Source organism: Mycolicibacterium iranicum (genome assembly GCF_014190915.1).
In the GTDB taxonomy this organism is placed as follows: domain Bacteria; phylum Actinomycetota; class Actinomycetes; order Mycobacteriales; family Mycobacteriaceae; genus Mycobacterium; species Mycobacterium iranicum_B.
Genome location: NZ_JACHVU010000001.1, coordinates 351,239 through 372,252, shown reverse-complemented (window position 1 = coordinate 372,252; position 21,014 = coordinate 351,239). Strand labels below are relative to the sequence as shown.

The 21,014-nt window shown below is 69.4% G+C and carries 21 protein-coding genes; 15 read left to right on the top strand and 6 right to left on the bottom strand.

Features of this window, described 5'->3' with window-relative positions; genetic code table 11:
* Positions 1 to 8 precede the first annotated feature (8 nt).
* Positions 9 to 1,082, bottom strand: a complete 1,074-nt coding sequence (locus FHR72_RS01690) for a phosphodiester glycosidase family protein (protein WP_183466164.1) — start codon at positions 1,080 to 1,082, stop codon at positions 9 to 11.
* Between the two features lie 205 nt (positions 1,083 to 1,287).
* Between FHR72_RS01690 and FHR72_RS01685 the strand changes: the two genes are divergently transcribed.
* Complete coding sequence (locus FHR72_RS01685) at positions 1,288 to 1,734, top strand: SRPBCC family protein (RefSeq protein WP_183466163.1); 447 nt, start codon at positions 1,288 to 1,290, stop codon at positions 1,732 to 1,734.
* Here the strand turns inward: FHR72_RS01685 and FHR72_RS01680 are convergent.
* Both FHR72_RS01680 and FHR72_RS01675 read right to left on the bottom strand, forming a co-directional pair.
* Positions 1,731 to 3,071, bottom strand: coding sequence for a PQQ-dependent sugar dehydrogenase (locus FHR72_RS01680; RefSeq protein ID WP_183466162.1), 1,341 nt, complete (start codon positions 3,069 to 3,071; stop codon positions 1,731 to 1,733). The genes FHR72_RS01685 and FHR72_RS01680 overlap by 4 nt on opposite strands.
* Positions 3,049 to 3,816 carry a pirin family protein gene (locus FHR72_RS01675; RefSeq protein WP_183466161.1) on the bottom strand — a complete coding sequence of 256 codons (768 nt, stop codon included), beginning with the start codon at positions 3,814 to 3,816 and terminating at the stop codon, positions 3,049 to 3,051. The genes FHR72_RS01680 and FHR72_RS01675 overlap by 23 nt, the downstream gene beginning before the upstream one ends.
* A 97-nt stretch (positions 3,817 to 3,913) precedes the next feature.
* Between FHR72_RS01675 and FHR72_RS01670 the strand changes: the two genes are divergently transcribed.
* The gene (locus tag FHR72_RS01670; RefSeq protein WP_183466160.1) at positions 3,914 to 4,369 is read left to right on the top strand and encodes a MarR family winged helix-turn-helix transcriptional regulator; all 456 of its coding nucleotides are present in this window, start codon (positions 3,914 to 3,916) and stop codon (positions 4,367 to 4,369) included.
* Positions 4,370 to 4,374: 5 nt separating this feature from the next.
* On the opposite strand, the gene FHR72_RS01665 is transcribed toward FHR72_RS01670, so the two are convergent.
* On the bottom strand, positions 4,375 to 5,409 hold the full coding sequence (locus tag FHR72_RS01665) for a sigma-70 family RNA polymerase sigma factor (protein WP_183466570.1): 1,035 nt from the start codon (positions 5,407 to 5,409) through the stop codon (positions 4,375 to 4,377).
* Positions 5,410 to 5,462: 53 nt separating this feature from the next.
* On the opposite strand from FHR72_RS01665, the gene FHR72_RS01660 reads away from it, so the two are divergent.
* The 8 genes from FHR72_RS01660 (at position 5,463) to FHR72_RS01625 (ending at position 10,386) form a co-directional block, all read left to right on the top strand.
* The gene (locus FHR72_RS01660; RefSeq protein ID WP_183466159.1) at positions 5,463 to 6,308 is read left to right on the top strand and encodes an alpha/beta hydrolase; all 846 of its coding nucleotides are present in this window, start codon (positions 5,463 to 5,465) and stop codon (positions 6,306 to 6,308) included.
* A 26-nt stretch (positions 6,309 to 6,334) separates the two neighbouring features.
* Positions 6,335 to 7,294, top strand: coding sequence for a hypothetical protein (locus FHR72_RS01655; RefSeq protein ID WP_221192975.1), 960 nt, complete (start codon positions 6,335 to 6,337; stop codon positions 7,292 to 7,294).
* 89 nt (positions 7,295 to 7,383) lie between these two features.
* Positions 7,384 to 8,136: a DUF2786 domain-containing protein gene (locus FHR72_RS01650; RefSeq protein WP_183466157.1), complete on the top strand. Its 753-nt coding sequence runs from the start codon at positions 7,384 to 7,386 to the stop codon at positions 8,134 to 8,136.
* Entirely contained in the window at positions 8,133 to 8,624 is a 492-nt protein-coding gene (locus FHR72_RS01645) for a TIGR04338 family metallohydrolase (protein WP_183466156.1), read from the top strand. The genes FHR72_RS01650 and FHR72_RS01645 overlap by 4 nt, the downstream gene beginning before the upstream one ends.
* Positions 8,621 to 8,764, top strand: a complete 144-nt coding sequence (locus FHR72_RS01640) for a hypothetical protein (protein ID WP_183466155.1) — start codon at positions 8,621 to 8,623, stop codon at positions 8,762 to 8,764. The genes FHR72_RS01645 and FHR72_RS01640 overlap by 4 nt, the downstream gene beginning before the upstream one ends.
* Positions 8,765 to 8,774: 10 nt before the next feature.
* Positions 8,775 to 9,437 carry an O-methyltransferase gene (locus tag FHR72_RS01635; protein ID WP_183466154.1) on the top strand — a complete coding sequence of 221 codons (663 nt, stop codon included), beginning with the start codon at positions 8,775 to 8,777 and terminating at the stop codon, positions 9,435 to 9,437.
* Between the two features lie 108 nt (positions 9,438 to 9,545).
* Positions 9,546 to 9,923, top strand: coding sequence for an SRPBCC family protein (locus FHR72_RS01630; RefSeq protein ID WP_183466153.1), 378 nt, complete (start codon positions 9,546 to 9,548; stop codon positions 9,921 to 9,923).
* A gap of 22 nt (positions 9,924 to 9,945) precedes the next feature.
* Positions 9,946 to 10,386, top strand: a complete 441-nt coding sequence (locus FHR72_RS01625; protein ID WP_183466152.1) for an SRPBCC family protein — start codon at positions 9,946 to 9,948, stop codon at positions 10,384 to 10,386.
* Here the strand turns inward: FHR72_RS01625 and FHR72_RS01620 are convergent.
* Positions 10,373 to 11,269 carry an Lrp/AsnC family transcriptional regulator gene (locus FHR72_RS01620; protein ID WP_183466151.1) on the bottom strand — a complete coding sequence of 299 codons (897 nt, stop codon included), beginning with the start codon at positions 11,267 to 11,269 and terminating at the stop codon, positions 10,373 to 10,375. The genes FHR72_RS01625 and FHR72_RS01620 overlap by 14 nt on opposite strands.
* A 275-nt stretch (positions 11,270 to 11,544) precedes the next feature.
* On the opposite strand from FHR72_RS01620, the gene FHR72_RS01615 reads away from it, so the two are divergent.
* From FHR72_RS01615 to FHR72_RS01595, 5 genes are all read left to right on the top strand, one after another.
* Positions 11,545 to 13,083, top strand: a complete 1,539-nt coding sequence (locus FHR72_RS01615; RefSeq protein WP_311736020.1) for a purine-cytosine permease family protein — start codon at positions 11,545 to 11,547, stop codon at positions 13,081 to 13,083.
* A complete protein-coding gene (gene speB / locus FHR72_RS01610; RefSeq protein ID WP_183466149.1) occupies positions 13,080 to 14,027 on the top strand; it encodes an agmatinase in 948 nt (315 codons plus the stop codon). Before FHR72_RS01615 ends, speB begins: the two co-directional genes overlap by 4 nt.
* Complete coding sequence (locus FHR72_RS01605) at positions 14,024 to 15,631, top strand: thiamine pyrophosphate-binding protein (RefSeq protein ID WP_183466148.1); 1,608 nt, start codon at positions 14,024 to 14,026, stop codon at positions 15,629 to 15,631. Before speB ends, FHR72_RS01605 begins: the two co-directional genes overlap by 4 nt.
* Before the next feature lie 15 nt (positions 15,632 to 15,646).
* Positions 15,647 to 17,140: a sodium:solute symporter family protein gene (locus tag FHR72_RS01600; RefSeq protein ID WP_183466147.1), complete on the top strand. Its 1,494-nt coding sequence runs from the start codon at positions 15,647 to 15,649 to the stop codon at positions 17,138 to 17,140.
* Positions 17,141 to 17,213: 73 nt separating this feature from the next.
* Positions 17,214 to 19,022 (top strand): BamB-related PQQ repeat family beta-propellar protein, encoded by a 1,809-nt coding sequence (locus FHR72_RS01595; protein WP_183466146.1) that lies wholly within the window; start codon positions 17,214 to 17,216, stop codon positions 19,020 to 19,022.
* Here the strand turns inward: FHR72_RS01595 and FHR72_RS01590 are convergent.
* Positions 19,019 to 20,734: a PQQ-binding-like beta-propeller repeat protein gene (locus tag FHR72_RS01590; protein WP_183466145.1), complete on the bottom strand. Its 1,716-nt coding sequence runs from the start codon at positions 20,732 to 20,734 to the stop codon at positions 19,019 to 19,021. The two genes, FHR72_RS01595 and FHR72_RS01590, sit on opposite strands and share 4 nt — an antisense overlap.
* Positions 20,735 to 21,014: the final 280 nt, after the last annotated feature.

The following is a 21,014-nucleotide window of genomic DNA, read 5'->3' as shown; positions in this document are numbered from 1 at the left end:
AGGGCGCGCTAGTTGAAGGCGAGCCAGGCGGGTTGCGCGCGCTCGCGCGAATCACACAGCACCGCCATCGTGTCGCACGAGCCGCGGGGCGAACCAGCGCCCGCCCACATGCCGCCGGTGTCGCGGCGCAGGACGATGGCCGACGATCCGCCCCCGTCGAGGAGCACCGCGGTGTCGCTGCCCAGGCCCCGGAACAGGTCCTGGATCTGGTCCGGGGTGTAGCTGCCGCCCTGGAACACATACATCTCGTCCCGGTCCTTCACGTACGCCAGCGCCGTTCGCGCCGCGCTGGGCCCGGGATCGTTGAGCTGGCCGGTGTCCCCGGGTGAGAGGAGCCCGAGCCCCGCCACCGCGACGAAGCGGGTGCCCTCGTCGAGCAGGCCGGCGATGACCGGGGTCGCGGCGTCGTAGTCGGTGTCGCTGCTCGGCGCCACCACGAACGGCGCACCCTGCACCGGCAGGATCATCGTCGACAGCGCCATCCAGTTCTCGTCCCCGCCGGAGAGTCCCTGCTTGCCCGCATAGGCGAGCGTGCCCGTCACGGCGGCGTTGGTGCGGCCGAGGTTGCGGGTGTTGTCGACGTAGGCGCCGAGCGGAGAGCTGCAGCCCGTCGTCTTCCAGGACCCGCCCTGCTGCCCACGGACGTCGAAGAAGTTCGCGTTGATCGCGATCGTCGGCTGCCCGAGCGCCTGCCAGGCCTGCAGCGGCGGATAGATCTCGGACGCCTGCCACAGCCCTTCGCCGGTGCGCGCCCGCGGATCGCTCTCGCAGCGTGCCTGGTATCCGGTGTGCGAGTCCGCGAGCAGGCGCGGGGCCAGCCGTTGCGAGGCGGACTTGATGATCATCAGCCGGCCGCCGCTGTTCATCTCGTACCAGTTGCCGCCGGCATCGAGCATCGGCGCCGGGAATCCGCCCCCGAAGTTGTAGACGAGGTAGGAGCCCTTGGTGTTGGCGATCGCGGCGGCGAGCAGCTCCCGCGCGCTCGCCGCCTGTGCCGTCGGGGCGCCGGTGGATGTCGCCAGGACGGCGGCGAGGACCACCCCGGTCAGGGCGCGCCGGAAGTTTGCGGTCGGAGTCGGCACGGGCGGCTCCTATCGCGGAATCGGGTGAGGCGTGTCCACCCTAATCCCAGCAGACTCACTGTCAACTTTCGTCACAGTGGCATCACAGGATGATTCCGACCTGGTCGCTGCGCGCTTTGCTGGCGGCGTCGCGACAGGAGTGGAAACGCGCACGGGTCTGCCTGCGCGGGGGGTGAGGTCGGTCCTGAGCGGGTAACCACGATTCATGCCCACCGTGTGTCGCACTTTCTCCGTCAGCACCCCGCCGGCGGTCGTCGTCGAGTACCTGAAGGACTTCGAGCACGCCGAGCAGTGGAATCCCGGAACCCGCAGCTGTGAACGCATCGACAGCGGTCCCGTTGCTGAGGGTGCGTTCTGGCACAACGTCTCGAAGGTCCTCGGCCGGACCTCCGAGCTGACCTACAAACTCGAAGAACTCACCGACAGCCGGGTGGTGTTCATCGGGGAGAACCAGTCGTCGAGGACGGTCGACACGATCACGGTCGAACCCGAAGGTTCCGGTTCGACGATCACCTACGAAGCCGACCTCGAGATGCACGGCAGTGCGCGCCTGCTGAACCCCGTGATGAAGCTGGTATTCGAGAAGCGGGCCGGTGAGACCGAGAGGCAGATGGCCACGGTGCTGAACAAGCTGGTGACCGCGACGGGCTAGCCCGGTGGGGCGAGACGGTAGATCGCATCCGCGGCGTCATCGGTGATGTAGACCGCGCCGTCCGGACCGGCGACGGCCGCGACCGGGCGGCCCCACCGCGAACCGTCCTCGCCCTGGAATCCGCCGACCAGGGTCTGCTGGTCTCCGAGGCGACCGTTCTGCCACGGATAGAACGACACCTCAGGGGCGCGCGGTGGCTGGCGGTTCCACGATCCGTGCACCCCGATCAGCGCCCCCTGGGAGTAGGGGGCCGGCAGCGCGCCGTCGACGAAGGTCAGTCCCAGCGGCGCCGAGTGGGCGCCCATGGTCTGTTCGACCGGCGGCAACGCTGCGCAGTCCATCTCGGCGCCGTCCGGATTAGTCTGCGCGTCCCGGACGAACGTCGAATCCGCAGGTCCGCCGGTGCTGTTGCAGTACGGCCAGCCCAGTTCGCGGCCCGGGGTGAGTTTCGCGATCTGCTCGGGCGGGTTGTCCCCCACGTACTCCGGGAGGACCCGGCCGTAGTCCGGCCCGGGCTCGGGGAACGGCACGTTGTCTCGTCCGTTGTTCGCGGTCCACAGCGACCCGTCCGGGGCGACGGCCAGACCGGTGCCGTTGCGTACCCCGGTCGCGAACGGCGCAGCGGGCCCGCCTCCGGGCGGCACCCGCATGACGGTGGCCCGCGGCGGTGTGGCGGTCCGGTCCTGTTCGGAGATGTTTCCCGTGGAACCAATCGAGAAGTACACGGCACCGTCAGGACCGACCGCGACGCTCTTCAGGACGTGGGAGTACGCGCCTCGTAGGTCCGGGCTGCGGTCATCGGGCAACCCGCCCGCGACCACCCGCGGTGTGCGGGCCGCGCCCGCCGAGTACTCATAGGCGTCGACCTGGTCGCTCTGTGCGACATAGAGCGTGGCACCGTCGAATGCCAGGCCGTGTGGTTCGTCGAGACCGTCGAGCAGCACCGACTCCTCGGGTGGACCGTCGCCTCGTGGGGTGAACCGCAGCACCCGTCCGCTGCTGGGCACCGACACCAGCAGGCTCCCGTCCGGCGACCACACAGCCAGCCGCGGCCGCGACGTCCGTGCCCATACCGACAGCGTCCAGCCCTGCGGCACCACCGCCTCGCGGGGTTGGTCGAACGGTGCGTCGGCACGGTCCGCGGGGACCTCGACGGTCACGGTCGCCGCGCCGGCCGCCGGCGCCGCGGCTGTGGTCGTCGGTGACGCGGCTGTGGTCGTCGGTGACGAGGAGGACCCAGATGCCGGTCCCGGCGCCGGCTCGCCGGCGCACCCGGCAGCCAGCCCGGCGGTCAGGACGAGGACACCGATTCGGTTATGCCGCAGCAAGTCCCGCATGCATCTCCCAGACGAGGATTTCGGCGGGCGCGGTGGCCGTGACGCGCTGGCCGCCGGATGCGGTGAAGCGCACGGCGTCGCCCTCGTGCAATGCGCCCGCGTTTTCCAGGACGACATCTCCCCGCGGCACGAACAGGTGCAGGTACGGGGCTTCGGGAAGCTGCACGCTCTGCCCCGGTTCCAGGCGGGCCCCGTGCAGTGCGGCATAGCGGTTCTGGATGCTGATCGCGGTGGCGTCGCGGTGCTCGGGCATGCCCGAGGCGATTGTGACGAGGTTGCCGCGCAGCAGTTCGTCGCCGATCTCCAGCTGCTGGTAGCCCGGGGTGATCCCCGATTCGTCGGGCACGACCCACATCTGCACGAAATGCACTGGCTCGCTGTGGGATTGCTCGCCGGTCAGTGTCCAGGAGTCGTTCTTCTCCGAATGCAGGATTCCGCGCCCGGCCGACATGCGCTGGGCGAGGCCGGGATAGATGACGCCGGAATGCCCGGTCGAATCCTGGTGGACGAGGGAACCGCGCAGCACCCAGGTGACGATCTCCATGTCCCGGTGCGGGTGGGTGTCGAAACCGGCAGCCGGCGCCACCCGGTCGTCATTGTTGACCAGCAACAGGCCGTGATGGGTGTTGTCGGGTTCGTAGTGGCTGCCGAACGCGAACGAATGCTTCGAGTCCAGCCACGCGATCTTCGTCGTGGCGCGATCCTGTGCGCGGCGAACGTCGACGATGCTCTGGGTGCTGGTCATGCGATCACTCCTTGAAGAGTCTTCGCCAGCCTAGGTGGCTGTCGTACTGCCGACAACATGGATGATACGTCATGTATTCCGCGACTAAGGTGGGTACATGGAGTGGCTCAGCGACGAGCAGCAGCAGATCTGGCGCAACTACCTGGCGATGGCCAGCAAGCTGCACACCGCGATGCACCGGCAACTCCAACAGGACTGCGAGCTGTCGTTGTCGGATTACGACGTCCTCGTCGCGCTGTCGGAGAACGGACCGATGCGCATCAACGAGCTCGGCGACCACATCGGCTGGGAGCAGAGCCGCGTGTCCCACCAGCTACGGCGGATGCGGGGCCGGGGACTGGTGGAACGGGAAGGCGACGACGACGACCGCCGCGGCGCGACCGTGGCCCTCACCGACGCGGGACTGGCCGCCCTGCAGACTGCCGCACCCGGTCACGTGGACCTGGTGCGCAGTGTGGTGTTCGACGGACTGTCCAGCGCCGAGCAGCACGCGTTCGGGGCTGCCATCGCCGCGGTGCTCGGACGCCTGCGCGCCACCAAGCCCGGCGGCTGAGGACCCTAGAGCGCGTCGGGCAGGCCGAACTTCGCGAACAGGGAGGGCTCCATGAAGGCCACCACATGCGCGACGCCCCCCGGGCGGATGTCGAGCACGTGCAACTGGAACGCCTCGTGGCGGCCGGTGTCGGGGTTGATCATGTACAGCGCCGCGACGGGCTGACCGTTGGCCGAGGTGGTGAGAAACCGCATGTCCCCGGCTTTGTCGGCCGGGCAGTGGTTCTTCGACAGGGTGACGATGTCGGCGGGCCCGCGATACCAGCCCTCGAACGGCGGCATCTCCCACACCGCGTCGGCGGTGAACAGCTCGACCAGCGCGTCCATGTCGTAGTTCTCGAATGCCGCGGTGTACTTCGCCAGCATGGCCGCCGCCTCGGGCGAGTCCGGTGTGGCCGGTTCGTCGTCGCGGGTCGGCTGGATCTCGTCGAGCTGGGCGCGGGCCCGCTGCAGCAGGCTGTTGACTGCGGCGGTCGAGGCGCCGATGGCTTCACCGACCTCGGCGGCCTTCCACTGCAGCACCTCGCGCAGCACCAGGACCGCGCGCTGGCGTGGCGACAGGTGTTGCAGCGCCGCGATGAATGCCAGCCGGACGGACTCGCGCGACTCAGCGATCACCGACGGGTCGGACGGGTCTTCGCGCGGCGCCTCCGGCAGGGGTTCCAGCCAGGCGATCTCGTGCCGCGGGGTGATGTCGTCGTTCGGATCCGCCGCGGGCCCGCCGAGGCCGGTCGGCAGCGGACGTCGCTTGCGCCCGTCGAGGGCCGTGAGGCAGGTGTTGGTGGCGATCCGGTAGAGCCAGGTCCGTATCGACGACTTGCCCTGGAAGTTCCCGAACGACTTCCAGGCACGAAGATAGGTCTCCTGGACCAGGTCTTCCGCGTCGTGCAGCGAGCCGGTCATCCGGTAGCAGTGCGCCAGGAGTTCGCGCCGGTACCGCTGCGCATCGGCGAGAAAAGCGTCCTGATCACTGCCTCCCGGGGAGGCATTGTCGAGAGCCAAGACGGTCATGAACCGCAGCTTACGCATCGGCTGTGACAGATACAGCCCTGCGAGAAGGGCCGCCGCCAGGCTCGCCCGATAGTCTCCGTGCCATGGCCGCGACCCACACCGAACGCAGTTTCGACGGCATCGGCGGTGTCCGGATCGTCTACGACGTGTGGGCGCCGGAGACCGGCGTCAGCCCGGTCGGCGTCGTCGTCCTCGCCCACGGCTATGCCGAGCACGCCCGCCGCTACGACCACGTCGCGGCCCGCTTCGCCGACGCCGGACTCCTCACCTATGCGCTCGACCACCGCGGGCACGGCCGCTCCGGCGGCAAGCGCGTGTATCTGCGCGACATGTCCGAGTACACCGCCGACTTCCACACCCTCGTCGGCATCGCCCGCTCCGAACACCCGGGGCTCGCGCTGATCGTGCTCGGCCACAGCATGGGCGGCGGCATCGTGTTCACCTACGGCGTGGAGCATCCCGACGACTACGACGCGATGGTGCTGTCCGGCCCCGCGGTGAATGCCCAGGACTCCGTCCCTGCAGCCAAGGTGCTGCTGGCCAAGGTGGTGGGCCGGCTCGCACCAGGTCTGCCCGTCGAGAACCTCCCCGCCGACGCGGTGTCGCGCGACCCGGAGGTGGTGTCGGCCTACGAGAACGACCCGCTCGTGCACCACGGCAAGCTGCCCGCCGGCATCGGCCGCGCACTCATCGAGGTGGGCGAGACGATGCCGCAGCGGGCCGCCGCGATCACCGCGCCGCTGCTGGTGGTGCACGGTGACCGGGACAAGCTCATCCCGGTCGAGGGCAGCCGCCGGCTGGTGGAACTCGTCGGGTCGGCCGACGTGCACCTCAAGGTCTACCCGGGTCTGTACCACGAGGTGTTCAACGAACCCGAGAAGGCGCTGGTGCTCGACGACGTGACCGCGTGGATCGAGTCGAAGCTGTGAGAACCGTTGCTGCCGTTGTGTTCTCGATGCTGTTGCTGGTCGCGGCCTGCTCGTCCGAGGACAACTCGGGCCGGGCGACCTGGGCCGATGAGGAGGTAACGTTCGAGGCCGACGGGCTCACCCTGCACGGCACCTACCGGCACCGCGCCGACGACCAGCCCGCGCCCGCGGCGCTGCTGCTCTCCGAGAGCGGCAACACCGACCGCAACGGCGACAACCAGGTGGCAGGCCCGATCGGCAACATGCGGCTCCTCGCCGAGCAGCTGTCCGACCGCGGCGTGGCCAGCCTGCGCTACGACAAGGTGGGCACCGGCCGAACCGGGCTCGGCCCGTTCGCGGCCAGGCCCACCGACGTCGTCAGCGCGGTCTACACCTCCGGCGCCGAGGCCGCCGTGCGGTTCCTGGCCGGTCGTCCCGCCACCGAGCGGATCTCGGTCTACGCCCTGGGCGAGGGCACCATCCACGCCATGACCCTGGCCGGGGACACCACGCCGGGTGCGCCGAAGATCCACTCGCTCGGCCTGTTTCAGCCGCTGCCCGGTCGCTATCTGGACATCATCACCCAGCGGGTGACGGCGGGTGGCTCGCCCGAGACGGTTGCGACGTGGCGGTCCGCGGTGGAGGAGATCCGCACCAGAGGCACCGTCTCGGACAAACTGCCCGACGGGCTGAACTCCATCGTGAATCCCGGCAACATCAAGGCCGTCGTCGAGGCCGACAAGATCGACCCGTTGGCGCTGGCCGCCGCGATCCCGGCCGGCACCCCGGTGCTGCTGACGTGTTCGGATTCGGACAGCCAGGCCCGGTGCGAGGCGGTGCAGCCGCTCGTCGACGAACTGCGCCACACCGACCTCACGGTGGTGCAGCTCAAGGGTGTGAACCACGTCCTGCGTGACGACCCGACCGACAACATCGCCAACTACGCCAGCGGCGACCCGCTCTCCGAACAGGTGACCGACGCGCTCGACGCGTTCGTCGAGAGATGAACCGGCTCGCCTGTGGATGAAATCGGCTGTGGGGATAGGGGATACTCGGCGACGATGACACGACACACCCGGCGCTTAGCTTCGCAGTCATGAGTACCGACGAGAAGATGCTGGCCCGCATCGCCGCGCTGCTGCGCCAGGCCGAGGGCACCGACAACCCCCACGAGGCCGAGGCGTTCATGGCGGCCGCGCAGCGGCTGGCCACCGCCACGTCGATCGATCTTGCGGTCGCCCGCAGCCACACGGACAAGCGGACCGCGGCGCAGGCCCCGGTGCAGCGCACCATCACCATCGGGGAGCCGGGTGCGCGGGGGCTGCGCACCTACGTGCAGCTCTTCGTGGTGATCGCAGCCGCCAACGACGTCAAGTGCGACATCGCCTCCAACTCGACGTTCGTCTATGCCTACGGCTTCGCCGAGGACATCGACACCAGCCACACCCTGTACACCAGCCTGGTCATGCAGATGGTGCGCGCGTCCAAGGACTACATCGCCTCGGGGGCGCACAAACCGACCCCGACGATCACCGCCCGAATCAACTTCCAGCTCGCGTTCGGCGCCCGCGTCGGCCAGCGGCTCGCCGAGGCCCGCGAGCAGGCGCAGCAGGAGGCCAGGAGCGGGCCCGCCAGCATTCCCGGTACAGCGGTCGCTTTGCGCAACAAAGACCTCGAACTCAAGGACTACTACCGCGAGACCTCCAAAGCGCGGGGCACGTGGCGCGCGACGAGCGCGACGGCGGGGTACTCGTCGGCGGCCCGCCGGGCTGGGGACCGTGCGGGCAGGCGGGCGCGGCTGGGCGGCAATCCGGAACTGGCCGGAGCGAGGTCAGCGCTGGAGCGATGACGCGGGACGCGCAGCGCGCCAAGGTCTATGCCGCAGAGGGTTTCGTGCGCACGATGTTCGACAGGGCGGCCGAGAGGGGCAATCCCGTCGTCGAGTTCTTCGGCACTCACCTGACGTTGCCGCCGGAAGCCCGCTTCGGATCGGTCCACTCCGTGCAGTCCTACGTCGACGACGTGCTGGCCCACCCTGCGGTCCGGGAGCGCTGGCCGGCGACGCCCGCGGTGCGGGTCCGTCCGCGGCGCGGCGCGACGGCAGCACACTACGAGCGCAGCGGGGACACCGCCGTGATCGCGGTGCCCGACGACCCGAGTGGGTGGGCGCTGAGGGAGCTGGTGGTGCTGCACGAGATCGCCCACCACGTCGCCGACGCCGATCCGCCGCACGGCCCTGTCTTCGTCGACGTGTACTGCGAGCTCGTCGGTGCTGTGATGGGCGTGGAAGCAGCCCACGTGCTGCGGGTCGTGTACGCGAAGGAGGGGGTGCGGTGACGGAGACGGCGCAGGAGGCGGTCGAGGATGTCGCGCAGGGTGACCGGCTGCTGATGACCTCCGAGCCGGCGGGCCCGGGGCGCGAGCCGATGGTGCCGGCGTATCGGCGGGGAACCCGGCTGCGCAAGGTCATTGGGTAGCGTCGGGACCGTGACATCGCCTGACTGGGCCGCACTCGACGACCTGTTCACCCGCGTCCTGCACACCGAAGACGAGGCGCTGCGGGCCGCCAGGGAGGCCGCCGACGCCGCGGGCATGCCGCCGATCGAGGTGTCCGCGCAGCACGCCAAGATGCTGTCGCTGCTGGCCCGCATCGCCGGTGCCCGCCGTGTCCTGGAGATCGGCACGCTCGCCGGGTACAGCACCATTGCGCTCGCCCGCGCCGTGGGTGACGGCGGCTCGGTCGTCACGCTCGAATTCGACCCTGCCCACGCCGACGTGGCCGCGCGCAACCTCGACCGTGCCGGCGTGGCCGGACGCGTCGAGATCCTGACCGGCGCGGCCCTCGACTCGCTGCCGCGTCTGCAGGAGCGTGGCGAGCAGTTCGACCTCGTCTTCATCGACGCCGACAAGGAGAACAACGTCGCCTACGTCGAGTGGGCGATCAGGCTGGGCAGGCCGGGCACCGTCATCGTGGTCGACAACATCGCCCGCAGCGGGCGGGTGCTCGACCCGCGACCCGACGATCAGCAGGCGCAGGCGATCCGCGCGATGTTCGACGTGATGGGCACCGACCCCCGGCTCGACACGGCTGCGATCCAGACGGTCGGCGCCAAGGGCTGGGACGGTTTCGCGGTGGCGCTGGTCAGCTAGCGCTCTGGGTCGGCGGGCCCCTGCGCCGCTGCGTAAACCACGGTGCACCCTGTCCACCCGAGCTGTGCGCCAGGTTGGCCCGGCCCCGCACCTGGGTATGCAGGCCGGATGTGGACGGTAGACAGAAAAACCCGAGCACCGGCCGACACCGTGTGGCAGATCCTCACCGACCTTGACGCGTGGCCGAAGTGGGGGCCCACGGTCGCCAAGGCCGAGCTCGACGGCGCGGGTTTCGAGCTGGGCGCCACGGGCCGGGTCTGGACGCCGGTGGGGGTGCCGCTGCCGTTCGTGATCTCCGAGCTCGACCAGGGCCGGACCTGGGCGTGGAACGTCGCCGGGGTGCCCGCGACCCGGCACGGGGTCGAACCGCTGGACGACGGGAGCCGGGTATGGATGAGCGCGCCGGTCTGGGCGCCCGCCTACCTTCCCGTGCTCGCGATCGCCCTGCGCCGCATCGACGCGATGTCCCTGCAGTTTCGATCTTGAGCAAGCTGGCAATCTCTCCGCCATGGCCATCACCGAAACGCGCGAAATCGTCATCGAGGCGACCAAAGACGAGATCCTCGACGTGCTGTACGACATGGAGACCCTGCCCGACTGGTCGTCGGCCCATCAGGAGGTGGAAATCCTCACGCGCGACGACGACGGACGGCCCAAGCGTGCCCGGCAGGTCGTCAAGATCGTCGGGGTCAGCGACGAGCAGGTCCTCGACTACGAGGTGCATGACGACGGGGTGAGCTGGACGCTGGTGAGCTCGAAGCAGCAGCGCGCCCAGGAGGGCCGCTACACGCTGACGCCGGACGGCGACAAGACCAAGGTGACGTTGAAGCTGACAGTGGACCCGACGGTGCCGTTGCCGGGCTTCCTGGTGAAGAAGGGCGCGGCGGGTTTGATGGACACCGCGACGAAGGGTCTGCGCAAGCGAGTGCTGTCGGTCAAGAAGTCGTGACCTCCAGCCCGGAGGCGTAGCTCTCCTTGACGACGTCGAGGTGCGTCCAGCTCTCCAGCGCGCGCACATCGGGGAGCGCGCGGACGGTGTCCAGCACGTCGACGAGCTGGGCGGCCGAGAACGCGCGGACGGTGACGAGGATGTCGAACCGGCCGAGCGTGCGGGCGACGAAGATGACCGACGGCATTCCGGTCAGCGCCGTGACGACGTCCTGGTGCGCACCGCCGAGCCGGATACCGAACCCCATCGCGCTCTGCCGGTCCTGTCCGGAATGCCGCACCACCGCACCGATTCGGACCACCTTGGCCTCGACCAACCGGACCACGCGGCGTCGTGCGCCTGCCGCCGACAATCCGACCCGCTCGGCCAGCTCGACGTAGGACGCCCGCCCGTCGGTCTGAAGTGCCACCAGCAACGCACGGTCGGTGGGGTCTATCGCGGTCTCGACCTCGCCGACGGGCCCGATGACGTCGCGGACCACCTCGACGTAGGTGAGGGTGTCGACGCCCGAGACGCCCGGGAGCGCGCGCAGCTCCGACACGGCGCGGTCCACGTCGCGGGGGCTGGCGGAGCGGATCTCGGCCACCAGACCGTGCTGCCCGCTGGTCACCGACAGGAACGGCACGTCGTCGCGGCGGGCGAGCTCGGCGGCCACCGGCGCGGCGGGGCCGTGCACGACGACGCTGACATGCGCCAGCACCGGGCGTCCCAGCACCGCCGGATGGACGGCGCCGCGGATCACGACCTGCCCGCTGGCCAGCAGGCGCTGCACCCGGGCGGCCGCCGCAGAGCGGGACAGGCCGACCCTGCGGGCGATCTCGCGATGCGTGAGCCGGCCGTCGACCTCGAGAAGCTCCACGATCGCCTCGTCGAGCTCGTCCATGCCGCCTCCCGTGATATCGGCCGAAGATTTTTCAGCCTGGCCGGTGCGTCTTTTCGATCTATACAGACACGGCTGGGGTCCATTATCGACGGACCTTCCAGCTTTACGCGTCACTTCGTGATCAGAAACGTGACGGTAACGAATGAACTGCTTGCTGCTCAAGCGTGACCGACCTACCGTGATGCACACCACAGTCGGACGACAGTCGAACGTTGGAGGGCGCCATGGTCGGCAGAACACCAGCGGACACGGCGCCTGTCGCGACCCCGCCCAAGGTGACCGAGGTCGAGGTGCACGGCGTCGAGCCGATCCCCGACGCCGAGCGGACCGCCCGGCCGCTGGATCTGTTCCGGCTGACGTTCGGCGGCGCGAACACGATCGCGACCGTCGTGCTGGGCAGCTTCCCGATCATCTTCGGGCTGTCGTTCCGCGACGCCCTGCTCGCCACGTTGCTCGGCCTCGTGCTCGGCGCGGCGATCCTCGCCCCGATGTCGCTGTTCGGTCCGCGGAACGGCACGAACAACGCGGTGTCCTCGTCCGCGCACCTCGGCGTGCACGGCCGCGTCGTCGGCTCGTTCCTGTCGCTGCTGACCGCCGTCGCATTCTTCTCCATCTCGGTGTGGACCTCCGGCGACGTGCTGGTCGGTGGCGCCAATCGCGCGATCGGCGGTGCACGGAGCGCCGCCCCGAATGACTGGGCGGTCGGGGTCGCGTACGGGATCTTCGCGTTGCTCGTCCTCGTGGTGTGCATCTACGGGTTCCGGTTCATGTTGCTGGTCAACAAGATCGCCGTCGTCGCCGCGACGCTGTTGTTCCTGCTGGGGATCGTGGCCTTCGGCGGCACGTTCGACCCCTCCTACGCGGGGATCTACGGCCCCGACGCCAACGCTGCCACCAACGCGCTGTACTGGCCCTCCTTCGTCGGTGCAGCGCTGATCGTGATGTCGAACCCGGTGAGTTTCGGTGCCTTCCTGGGAGATTGGGCGCGTTACATCCCGCGTGAGACGCCGGCGTGGAAATCCATGGCCGCGGCGTTCTGCGCGCAGATCGCGACCCTGGTGCCGTTCCTGTTCGGGCTGGTGACGGCCGCGGTGGTCGCCACCGACGCGCCGCAGTTCATCGACGAGGGCAACTACGTCGGCGGGCTGCTGGAGGTGTCGCCCGGCTGGTACTTCCTGCCGGTGTGCCTGATCGCGTTGATCGGCGGCATGTCGACGGGGACCACGGCGCTGTACGGCACGGGTCTCGACTTCTCCAGTGTCTTCCCGAGATTCAGCCGCGTGCAGGCGACGGTGTTCATCGGCGCGCTGGCCATCCTGTTCATCTTCGTGGGTCGCTTCGCGTTCAACGTGGTGCAGAGCATCTCGACGTTCGCGGTGCTGATCGTCACGTGTACGGCGCCGTGGATGGTCGTGATGATGATCGGCTGGCTGGTCCGGCGCGGCTGGTACGACTCCGATTCGCTGCAGGTGTTCAACCGCAGGCAGCGCGGGGGACGGTACTGGTTCGCGCACGGCTGGAACTGGCGTGGCCTCGGCGCGTGGCTGCTGTCCGCGGCGCTGTCGCTGTGCTTCGTCAACCTGCCCGGCCAATTCGTCGGTCCGCTCGGCGATCTCGCCGGTGGCATCGACCTGTCCATCCCCGTGGGACTCGGTGTCGCCGCCGTGCTCTATCCGCTCCTGCTGTCGGTGTTCCCCGAGCCGGCCGACGCGTTCGGCCCCGACGGGCCACGGCTGGTGAGGTCCGGACCGCCCGCCGACATCCCCATCACCTCCGTCGACAAGTCCGCTACATCAGAGGAAGTGACTGCATGAGCACGCCCATCGGCCCGGTCGATGCGTCGAAGACCCCGCGGTTCGCCGGGCCGGCGACCTTCGCCCGCCTGCCGCGGCTCGATCAGGTGCCGCACGCCGACGTCGCCGTCATCGGAGTCCCGTTCGACTCCGGGGTGTCCTACCGTCCCGGCGCCCGGTTCGGACCGACCCACGTGCGGGAGGCGTCGCGACTGCTGCGGCCCTACCACCCGGCATTGGATGTCTCGCCGTTCGAGATCGCCCAGGTCGCCGATGCCGGCGACATCGCGGTCAACCCGTTCAACATCCACGAGGCGATCGAGACCATCGAGGCGGCCGCCGTCGACCTCACCAAGGGCGACACCAGCCTGGTCACCATCGGCGGCGACCACACCATCGCCCTGCCGTTGCTGCGTGCTGCGGCAGCCAAGCACGGCCCGGTTGCGTTGGTGCACTTCGACGCTCACCTCGACACGTGGGACACCTACTTCGGCGCGGAGTACACCCACGGCACCCCGTTCCGCCGAGCCGTCGAGGAGGGCATCCTCGACACCGAGGCGCTGTCGCACGTCGGCACCCGGGGACCGCTGTACGGCAAGAAGGATCTCGACGACGACCGCCGCTTCGGCTTCGGCATCGTGACATCGTCCGACGTGTACTACCAGGGCGTGCGGGAGGTCGTCGACAAGCTGCGCGGGCGGCTCGGCAACCGGCCCGTCTACGTGTCCATCGACATCGACGTCCTCGATCCGGCCCATGCGCCCGGCACCGGGACCCCGGAGGCCGGCGGCATGACCAGCCGCGAGCTGCTGGAGATCCTGCGGGGCTTCCAGGGGCTCAACCTCGTCGGGGCGGACGTGGTCGAGGTGTCCCCGGCCTACGACCACGCCGAGATCACCGGCGTCGCCGCCTCGCATGTCGCGTACGATTTGATGTCGCTGCTGGCGATGCGCGCGCAGACATGAGCGACGGGGGACGCAACGGCGGCGATGTCGTCGTCGAAACCCTCACAGCCCTGGGCGTTTCGCATGTGTTCGGCATTCCGGGGCAGAACGCGCTGGCGCTCTTCGACGCGATCCGGCGCAGTGACCTGACGTTCGTCAGCTCACGGGTGGAGAACAACTCCGCGTTCGGCGCCGATGGTTACGCCCGCGCCACGGGCGAGGTGGGAGTGCTGTTCCTGTCGACGGGCCCGGGTGCATTGACCGCGCTGGGCGCCCTGCAGGAGGCCTATGCCAGCGGCGTTCCGCTGCTGGTGATCGCCAGCCAGGTGCCGCGGGCGGGTCTCGGTCTGCGACGCGGCATGCTGCACCAGCTCGACGACCAGAAGCTCAGCGCCACCAACGTCACGAAAAGCGCAGCGCAGGTGCACCATTGCGCTGACATCCCGTCGCTGATCAGCGACGCGTGGGCCCTGGCCCAATCGGCGCCCGCCGGCCCGGTGTGGGTGGAGATCCCCCAGGACGTCCTGGAGGAACCGACCACGGTCCCGCCCGTGACGTCCGTCGCCGCGACACCGGTGTCGCGCGCACCGCGTCCGGAGCTGATCGATTCCGCCGCCAACCTTCTGCAGGCGGCGCAACGACCGGTGATCCTGGCGGGCGGGGGAGTGCGCAGGTCGGCCGGTGGCTCCGGTGCGCTGCGCGAACTCGCGGAAACCCTTGACGCGCCAGTCGTCTCGACGGTCGGGGGCAAAGGCGCCCTGCCGTTCGACCATCCGCTGTCGGCGGCGTCGTGGATCGAGGACCGGCACACCACCACCCTGCTGGAGGATGCCGATGTCCTGCTGGCGGTCGGTACCGCGATCGGCGAGGTGACGTCGAACTACTTCTCGTTCACCCCGAGGGGGCGACTGATCCATGTCGACGCCGAGCGGAGGGTGCTGGAAGCCAACCATCCCGCGCTGGCCATCCACGCCGACGCTGCGCTGGCGATGTCCGCGCTGGCGACCAGGCTGACGCGGCGGTCCGGCACCGGTGCCGTCGTCGCCCGCGACCTCCGTTCCGCTGTCGAGGACCGGCTCGCCGGACAGGACCTCAAGGCTGAACGTCAGCTGATGCGCGATCTGCGCTCGGCGGTTCCCGCTGCGGCGCACACGTTCTGGGACATGACCATCGCGGGGTACTGGGCCTGGTCGGCGTGGGATCCCCGGGAGGGCGAGTTCCATTCCGCCCAGGGCGCGGGCGGACTAGGGTTCGCGTTCCCCGCCGCCGTGGCCGCGGCCATCGGCACGGGGCGCCGCACCTTCGCGGTGTCCGGTGACGGCGGGGCGATGTATTCGATCGCCGAGCTGGCCACCGCGCGCCAGCACGATGCCGACGTCACCTGGCTGGTCGTGGACGACGGCGGCTACGGCATCCTGCGCGAGTACATGACCGGGGCATTCGGCCAGGCCACCGCCACCGAGTTGTCCCGGCCCGACTTCGCCTCTCTGGCTATGAGTTTCGGAATCCCGGCGCACCGCGCCACGCTCGAGACCGTCGGTGAGGCAATCGCCGGCACCTTCGCGACCCGCGGCCCCGCGGTCGTCGTCCTCCCCGCGCTACTGAAGATGTTCGCACCCACCTGAAACAGGAGGCCCACCATGGGCAAGCCACTCGACATCGTCATCATCGTCGTCTATCTCGCGGCGATGCTCGCGTTCGGGTTCTGGGGTAAGACCAGGACGAAGAATTCGGCCGACTTCCTCGTCGCGGGCAGGCGACTGGGACCCACGCTGTACACCGGCACGATGGCGGCGGTCGTGCTGGGCGGCGCGTCCACGGTGGGTGGCGTCGGACTGGGCTACACGTACGGGATCTCGGGCATGTGGCTGGTGGTGGCGATCGCGGTCGGTCTGCTGGCGCTGAGCCTGTTCTTCGCGGGCCGGATACAGCGGCTGAGGGTGTACACGGTCGCGCAGATGCTGCGTCTGCGCTACGGGGTCGACGCGACGTCGGCGTCCGGGATCGTGATGGTGGCCTACACCTTGATGCTCTCGGTGACGTCGACGATCGCCTACGCGACCGTGTTCAACGTGCTGTTCGGCACCAATCGCACGGTGTCGGTCATCATCGGCGGGGCCATCGTGATGCTGTACTCGTCGATCGGCGGCATGTGGTCCATCACGCTGACCGACTTGGTGCAGTTCATCCTGAAGACGATCGGCATCTTCGCGCTGCTGCTGCCGTTCACTCTGTCGAAGGCGGGCGGTTTCGCCGGCATCCGCGAACGGGCCGGCGATACGGTCTTCGATCTGGGCGCCATCGGAATGCCCACGATCATCACCTTTTTCGTGGTGTACAGCTTCGGCATGCTCATCGGCCAGGACATCTGGCAACGGGTCTTCACCGCACGCTCGCCGGGGGTGGCCCGGTGGGGCGGGACGACCGCGGCGCTGTACTGCGTGCTGTACGGCGTCGCCGGCGCGGTGATCGGGATGGCCGCGTCGACGTTCCTGCCGGATGTGGAGGTCAGCGACGATGTCTACGCGCAGATCGCCGAGACGATCCTGCCCGTCGGCATCAGCGGTCTGGTGCTGGCCGCCGCGGTGGCAGCCATGATGTCGACCGCGTCGGGGGCGTTGATCGCGACGGCGACGGTGGCCCGCACCGACGTGAAACCGTTGCTGCAGCGCATGTTCGGGCGCCCGGCGGCGACCGGGAACGCCGACGCCCGCGGGCAGCGACGCGACGGTGGCGACGACGTGCACTCGGACCGCATGTACGTGGTGGTGCTGGGCATCGCGGTGATCGTGATCGCCGCGCTGCTGAACGACGTCGTCGCGGCGCTCACGATCGCGTACGACATCCTCGTCGGCGGGCTGCTGGTCGCCATCCTGGGTGGCTTCCTCTGGAAGCGTGCCACCGGCACCGGGGCGCTGTGGTCCATGGGTGTCGGCACGGTGGTGACGCTGGGCACCATGGCGGTCGTCGGCGACGTGCTGGCCAACGAGCCCATCTACTACGGACTGGGCGCGAGCCTGCTCGTGTACATCGTGGTGAGCCTGCTGACGGCGCGCACGGCTCCGGAGGTGTTGCGCGAATGGGACGACCGGCTCGCCGGGCGTACCGACGCGGACCGGGTCGAGCAGCGGTAGCGCTCGGCGAGACAGGTCGTCGCTGACCGAAAACGTGTCACGACCTACCTTGAAGCGTCGTTAGGCTCGGACGGTGAGTGTCGACACGGCGGAACCGGCAGCCGCAGAGCGCCGCGCGACGCCGCCGTCCGTGGTCGTGTCGGGGCTGTGCCTCGGACTGCTCATCGCCTCAGCGCTCTGCCTGGTTGTCGCCTGGCAGCGGCTCGGTGCCGCGTCCTATGTGGGCACCGACCACGACGCCCTGCTGTGGCGAACCACCGTCGTCGTCAGCGCCTGCGGGGTGCTCGCTGTCCTCTACCTCGCTCCGTGGGGGGCGCTGGGCCGATCCTCGGAACGACTGAGCCGTTTCCTGGCATTGACGTCCGCGGTACCTGCCGTGGTGGCGCTCAGCGGTGTGATGTCGTTGCACCGGGGCAGCACCGAGAAGTTGTTCGACGCGCTCGCCTACGCCCAGCAGGCGGTGAACGGACCTGTCGTGACGGCCCCGGCTCGCGAAGCGTGGTGGCTCGCGTGCCTGGCGGTCGCCGCAGCGGCGCTGGTCGCTTTCGTCGGGCACCGACCGCGGGAACCGCAGGAAGAGCCGACGTTCCGGTGGCCCTCGGGCCGCGTCGCGACGGCCGTGCTGTCCGTGGTGACGGCGTCAGTCCTCGTCATTCCCCTGGTGCTGTCGGATCAGTCTGTGGCGCAGACGGTGTCACCACCGCCCTCCGAGCGGGGTCCCCTCGCGCAGCCGGTCGGTCCGGCGCCGACGCCGACGGTCATCGACGGGGAGGTCGTCTACCGCACGGGCGGGATTCCCTTCGACGCCCGGGTGGCCGCGGCGGGGCCCGGTTTCGTGACCGTGGTCGGCGGTGAGGAGGCCGGCCCCGTCCGGGTGCAGGCGTACGACGGCCCCACCGGGGCCCTGCGATGGACTTCACAGCTCGCCGAACCCGAGGTCGAGATCTGGAACGTCGCCGGTACCGGAACCGACAGCGTCATCGTTCTCGACGTGGCGCAGGCAGTTCTCGGAATCGACGCCACCACGGGCGAACACCTCTGGCGGCACGACCTGGCAGGCCCTGGGGAGGTGTATCTGCAGGTGTCGTCGGATGTCGTTCTGCTCATCGAGGACGGGTCGGCCTCGTCGGAGCGGAAGACTGCGCTCTCCGCCAGAACCGGGGCACACCTGTGGACACATGCCGCGCGCGACGACTGCTCGGCCAGCTGGCGGCTGGGTGACATCGCGGTCCTGGCACCTGTCTGCGATCCCGCGAGACCGGACGTGGCCGCCCGCTTGCTCGATCCGCAGACAGGAGAGGAACGGGACCAGATCCTCCTGTCCGCGTTGGGAATCGATGCCGAAGGGCTGCGCCGCAATTTCGGTGATGCCGAACCGAAGGAGGCCAGGGGGTCGATCGGGATCATCGAGGTCTCCCGTGTTCAGCCGACACGAGAAGCGACAGATCTTCTGGTGTCACTGGACACCGGCCGGCTGCTGGTCGCCGCGCCGGCCATACACAACGCCTATCTGACGAATTCGGAGTCGGTGGTGCTCTTCGGTCCGGGCGATACCGGGAAGGGGTGGCTCGGGTCGATTCTCGACATCCCTTCGAAGGCAGTCACGTCCATCGGTCTGTATACCCGCGGCACCGGAGGGTGGTCCATCCATCCGCAGGTCATTCCCGTTGGGGCAGAGTGGATCACCTCCCTGTCCACCGCTGCGGAGGCAGACAAGAAACCAGGCGAGCCGTCGCTGTCGCCCCTGCGCATGATCGACCCGTCAGGCAACCTGCGCACGCTGCCGGCGATGTGCGCCCCCACCCAGACGCCCGCGCTCGCAGCACTGGCGCCGGGGGCGCTGCTCGTCCGCTGCGGCGACGAGGTCGTGGGTATCCACTAACGCACGCCGACCACCTCGTACGTGGTGGGGTTGCGGTAGTCCTCGATCGCACACACCACCAGGACCGCCCCCGGGACGGGTATGACGCCACCGTCGTATCGTCCGCCGCAGGGCGAGAAGAGAACCGTGGCAGCGCCGTCTTCGTCGGCGGTCACCATCAAGGAGCGATAGCTCGCGGTCATGGCGGTGGCGGTGACGAGTTGTCCGCCGATGAGCGCCCAGCGTTGGCCGTCGAGGATCTCGTCGTCGAGCGTCGCGGCCGTCGTGTGGACAAACTTGCGCTGCGCGACCAGATACACCGCGGTCCCCTCCATGCCGTCGGTGAGCTGGAGCACCTCGCCGGGATAGTGCCCGGCGTCCGACGAGGTCCTGTCCGTGGACAGGTACTCGACGGGAACGCGGACGCTGTCGCCGGAGGAGACGTCGACCGCGACGGTGAAACGCTGCCGCACATCATCATCGGAGGAGGCTTGGAGGACGACGACGTCACCTGCGGCCGCTGCCAGTTCGACGGTGTCGAACTCCACACCGGGCTGGGGTGGGTCCACCCGGACCGTACGCTCGTCGCCGGTGCGGCCGTCCACGACGTGCAGCATGACCTCCTCGGCGCAGACGGGAAAGTACACGACGTCCTGAGTCGCGTTCCTCAGGCCGACGAGGTTGCCCTCGCAACCGTCTTGGCCGAAGTGCTTGACCCACCGCAGTTTTCCGGTATGCGGATCCAGCGAGCCGATGTCGTCGCCGCGGAGCACCGGCACGACGTCCGCTCCGGTGACGGTCGTCGACCGCAGCCGCCAGTTGTCGCCGTTGGTCCACAGCACGCGGCCTGTCATCGCATCGATACCGGTGAGCAGAGCGGGCCTGGTTGCCCGCGTGGACGAATACGAGGGTGTCCCACGCAGGCACTGCACGATGACCACTGCATCAGCGGCCGTGCCGGTGGACCGCAGCGATGACGGTTCGCAAGCTCCCCCGATCACGTCGAGGGGGAATCGCCAGCGGCGGTGTCCGGTGTCGCCGGCGTAACCGGCGACCGCATCTCCCTCTAGTACCGCGAACCCCGGGCCGGCCGGGACGATAGAGCGGGCATCGTCGATCGGCAGGGAGTACGCGATGTTCGTACCCACGGCGGTCGGCACGGCAGGGATGTCGGACGGTGTGGCGGTGATGGCCGTATCCGTTCGCGCGCGGGCGATCCCACCACCGACGACGGTCAGCACCAGGGTCAGCGTCACCGCCGCCGCCACGGTCGGCCGTCGCCGGGAAGGTGTGGCATCCGAGTGTCCCGCCCCGCACACTGCCGCTGCGACGAGAAGGATCGCCGCGATGGCCATCACCACCCAGGAGAGCCGCAAAAGCGCTACTGCGGTGGGCGTCGCCGCCGCCAGACTGTCCGGTGACCCCAGGACGGCGTAGGCCGCCGCCGCGATCACGACGGTGAGGAGCCAGGACGCCCGCCTGGTTGCGTCGGTGCCGCGCAGAACCGAGCCGCTGATCCAGATCGTGGCGCCTGCGCCGACGACGATGAGGAGGCCGGACACCGCCATCCACCGGGTGGCAGAGGCATCCTGCAACCCAGGAGGCAGACGTCGCATGAACGCGTAGCCACCGAGTAACGCGGCGCCGACGGACCCACCGATGGCTGAACCCGCCGCCAGCAGGGCCGACCTGGGGAACAAGGAAGTGCCGGTCGTCAGCTCGGCGTTGCCCATGAGGCGACTCTTCCACAGCGCCGACGGCCCTCCGCGCACCTTTTTGCAGGCCGCATTCGCTGGGCGTGAGCCCCTGCGGAGGGTGTCCAGCGCCATGCAAGCGGCAGCGGCCACGGGTGGGGCTTCTCACCCGCCGATCAGCACGCAGGGACCGACGTCACCGTGTTCATCGCGGCGCAAGAAGCCGTTCGGCGGCGCTGGAGAACGCGCGGGACCCAGCACGGGCCAAGGGCGCCCGACCGTTGCCCTCGCCGTGAGCCTTCCGCTCGCCTAGCCTGGC

Bases quoted from the DNA above. Each gene is read 5' to 3' on its own strand.
- FHR72_RS01670 (WP_183466160.1), top strand. From the start codon at position 3,914: ATGGAGTGGCTCAGCGACGAGCAGCAGCAGATCTGGCGCAACTACCTG.
- FHR72_RS01625 (WP_183466152.1), top strand. From the start codon at position 9,946: ATGGCCATCACCGAAACGCGCGAAATCGTCATCGAGGCGACCAAAGAC.
- FHR72_RS01600 (WP_183466147.1), top strand. From the start codon at position 15,647: ATGGGCAAGCCACTCGACATCGTCATCATCGTCGTCTATCTCGCGGCG.
- FHR72_RS01630 (WP_183466153.1), top strand. From the start codon at position 9,546: ATGTGGACGGTAGACAGAAAAACCCGAGCACCGGCCGACACCGTGTGG.
- FHR72_RS01620 (WP_183466151.1), bottom strand. From the start codon at position 11,269: ATGGACGAGCTCGACGAGGCGATCGTGGAGCTTCTCGAGGTCGACGGC.
- FHR72_RS01655 (WP_221192975.1), top strand. From the start codon at position 6,335: ATGCTGTTGCTGGTCGCGGCCTGCTCGTCCGAGGACAACTCGGGCCGG.
- FHR72_RS01685 (WP_183466163.1), top strand. From the start codon at position 1,288: ATGCCCACCGTGTGTCGCACTTTCTCCGTCAGCACCCCGCCGGCGGTC.
- FHR72_RS01590 (WP_183466145.1), bottom strand. From the start codon at position 20,734: ATGGGCAACGCCGAGCTGACGACCGGCACTTCCTTGTTCCCCAGGTCG.
- FHR72_RS01605 (WP_183466148.1), top strand. From the start codon at position 14,024: ATGAGCGACGGGGGACGCAACGGCGGCGATGTCGTCGTCGAAACCCTC.
- FHR72_RS01680 (WP_183466162.1), bottom strand. From the start codon at position 3,071: ATGCGGGACTTGCTGCGGCATAACCGAATCGGTGTCCTCGTCCTGACC.
- FHR72_RS01660 (WP_183466159.1), top strand. From the start codon at position 5,463: ATGGCCGCGACCCACACCGAACGCAGTTTCGACGGCATCGGCGGTGTC.
- speB (WP_183466149.1), top strand. From the start codon at position 13,080: ATGAGCACGCCCATCGGCCCGGTCGATGCGTCGAAGACCCCGCGGTTC.
- FHR72_RS01675 (WP_183466161.1), bottom strand. From the start codon at position 3,816: ATGACCAGCACCCAGAGCATCGTCGACGTTCGCCGCGCACAGGATCGC.
- FHR72_RS01645 (WP_183466156.1), top strand. From the start codon at position 8,133: ATGACGCGGGACGCGCAGCGCGCCAAGGTCTATGCCGCAGAGGGTTTC.
- FHR72_RS01650 (WP_183466157.1), top strand. From the start codon at position 7,384: ATGAGTACCGACGAGAAGATGCTGGCCCGCATCGCCGCGCTGCTGCGC.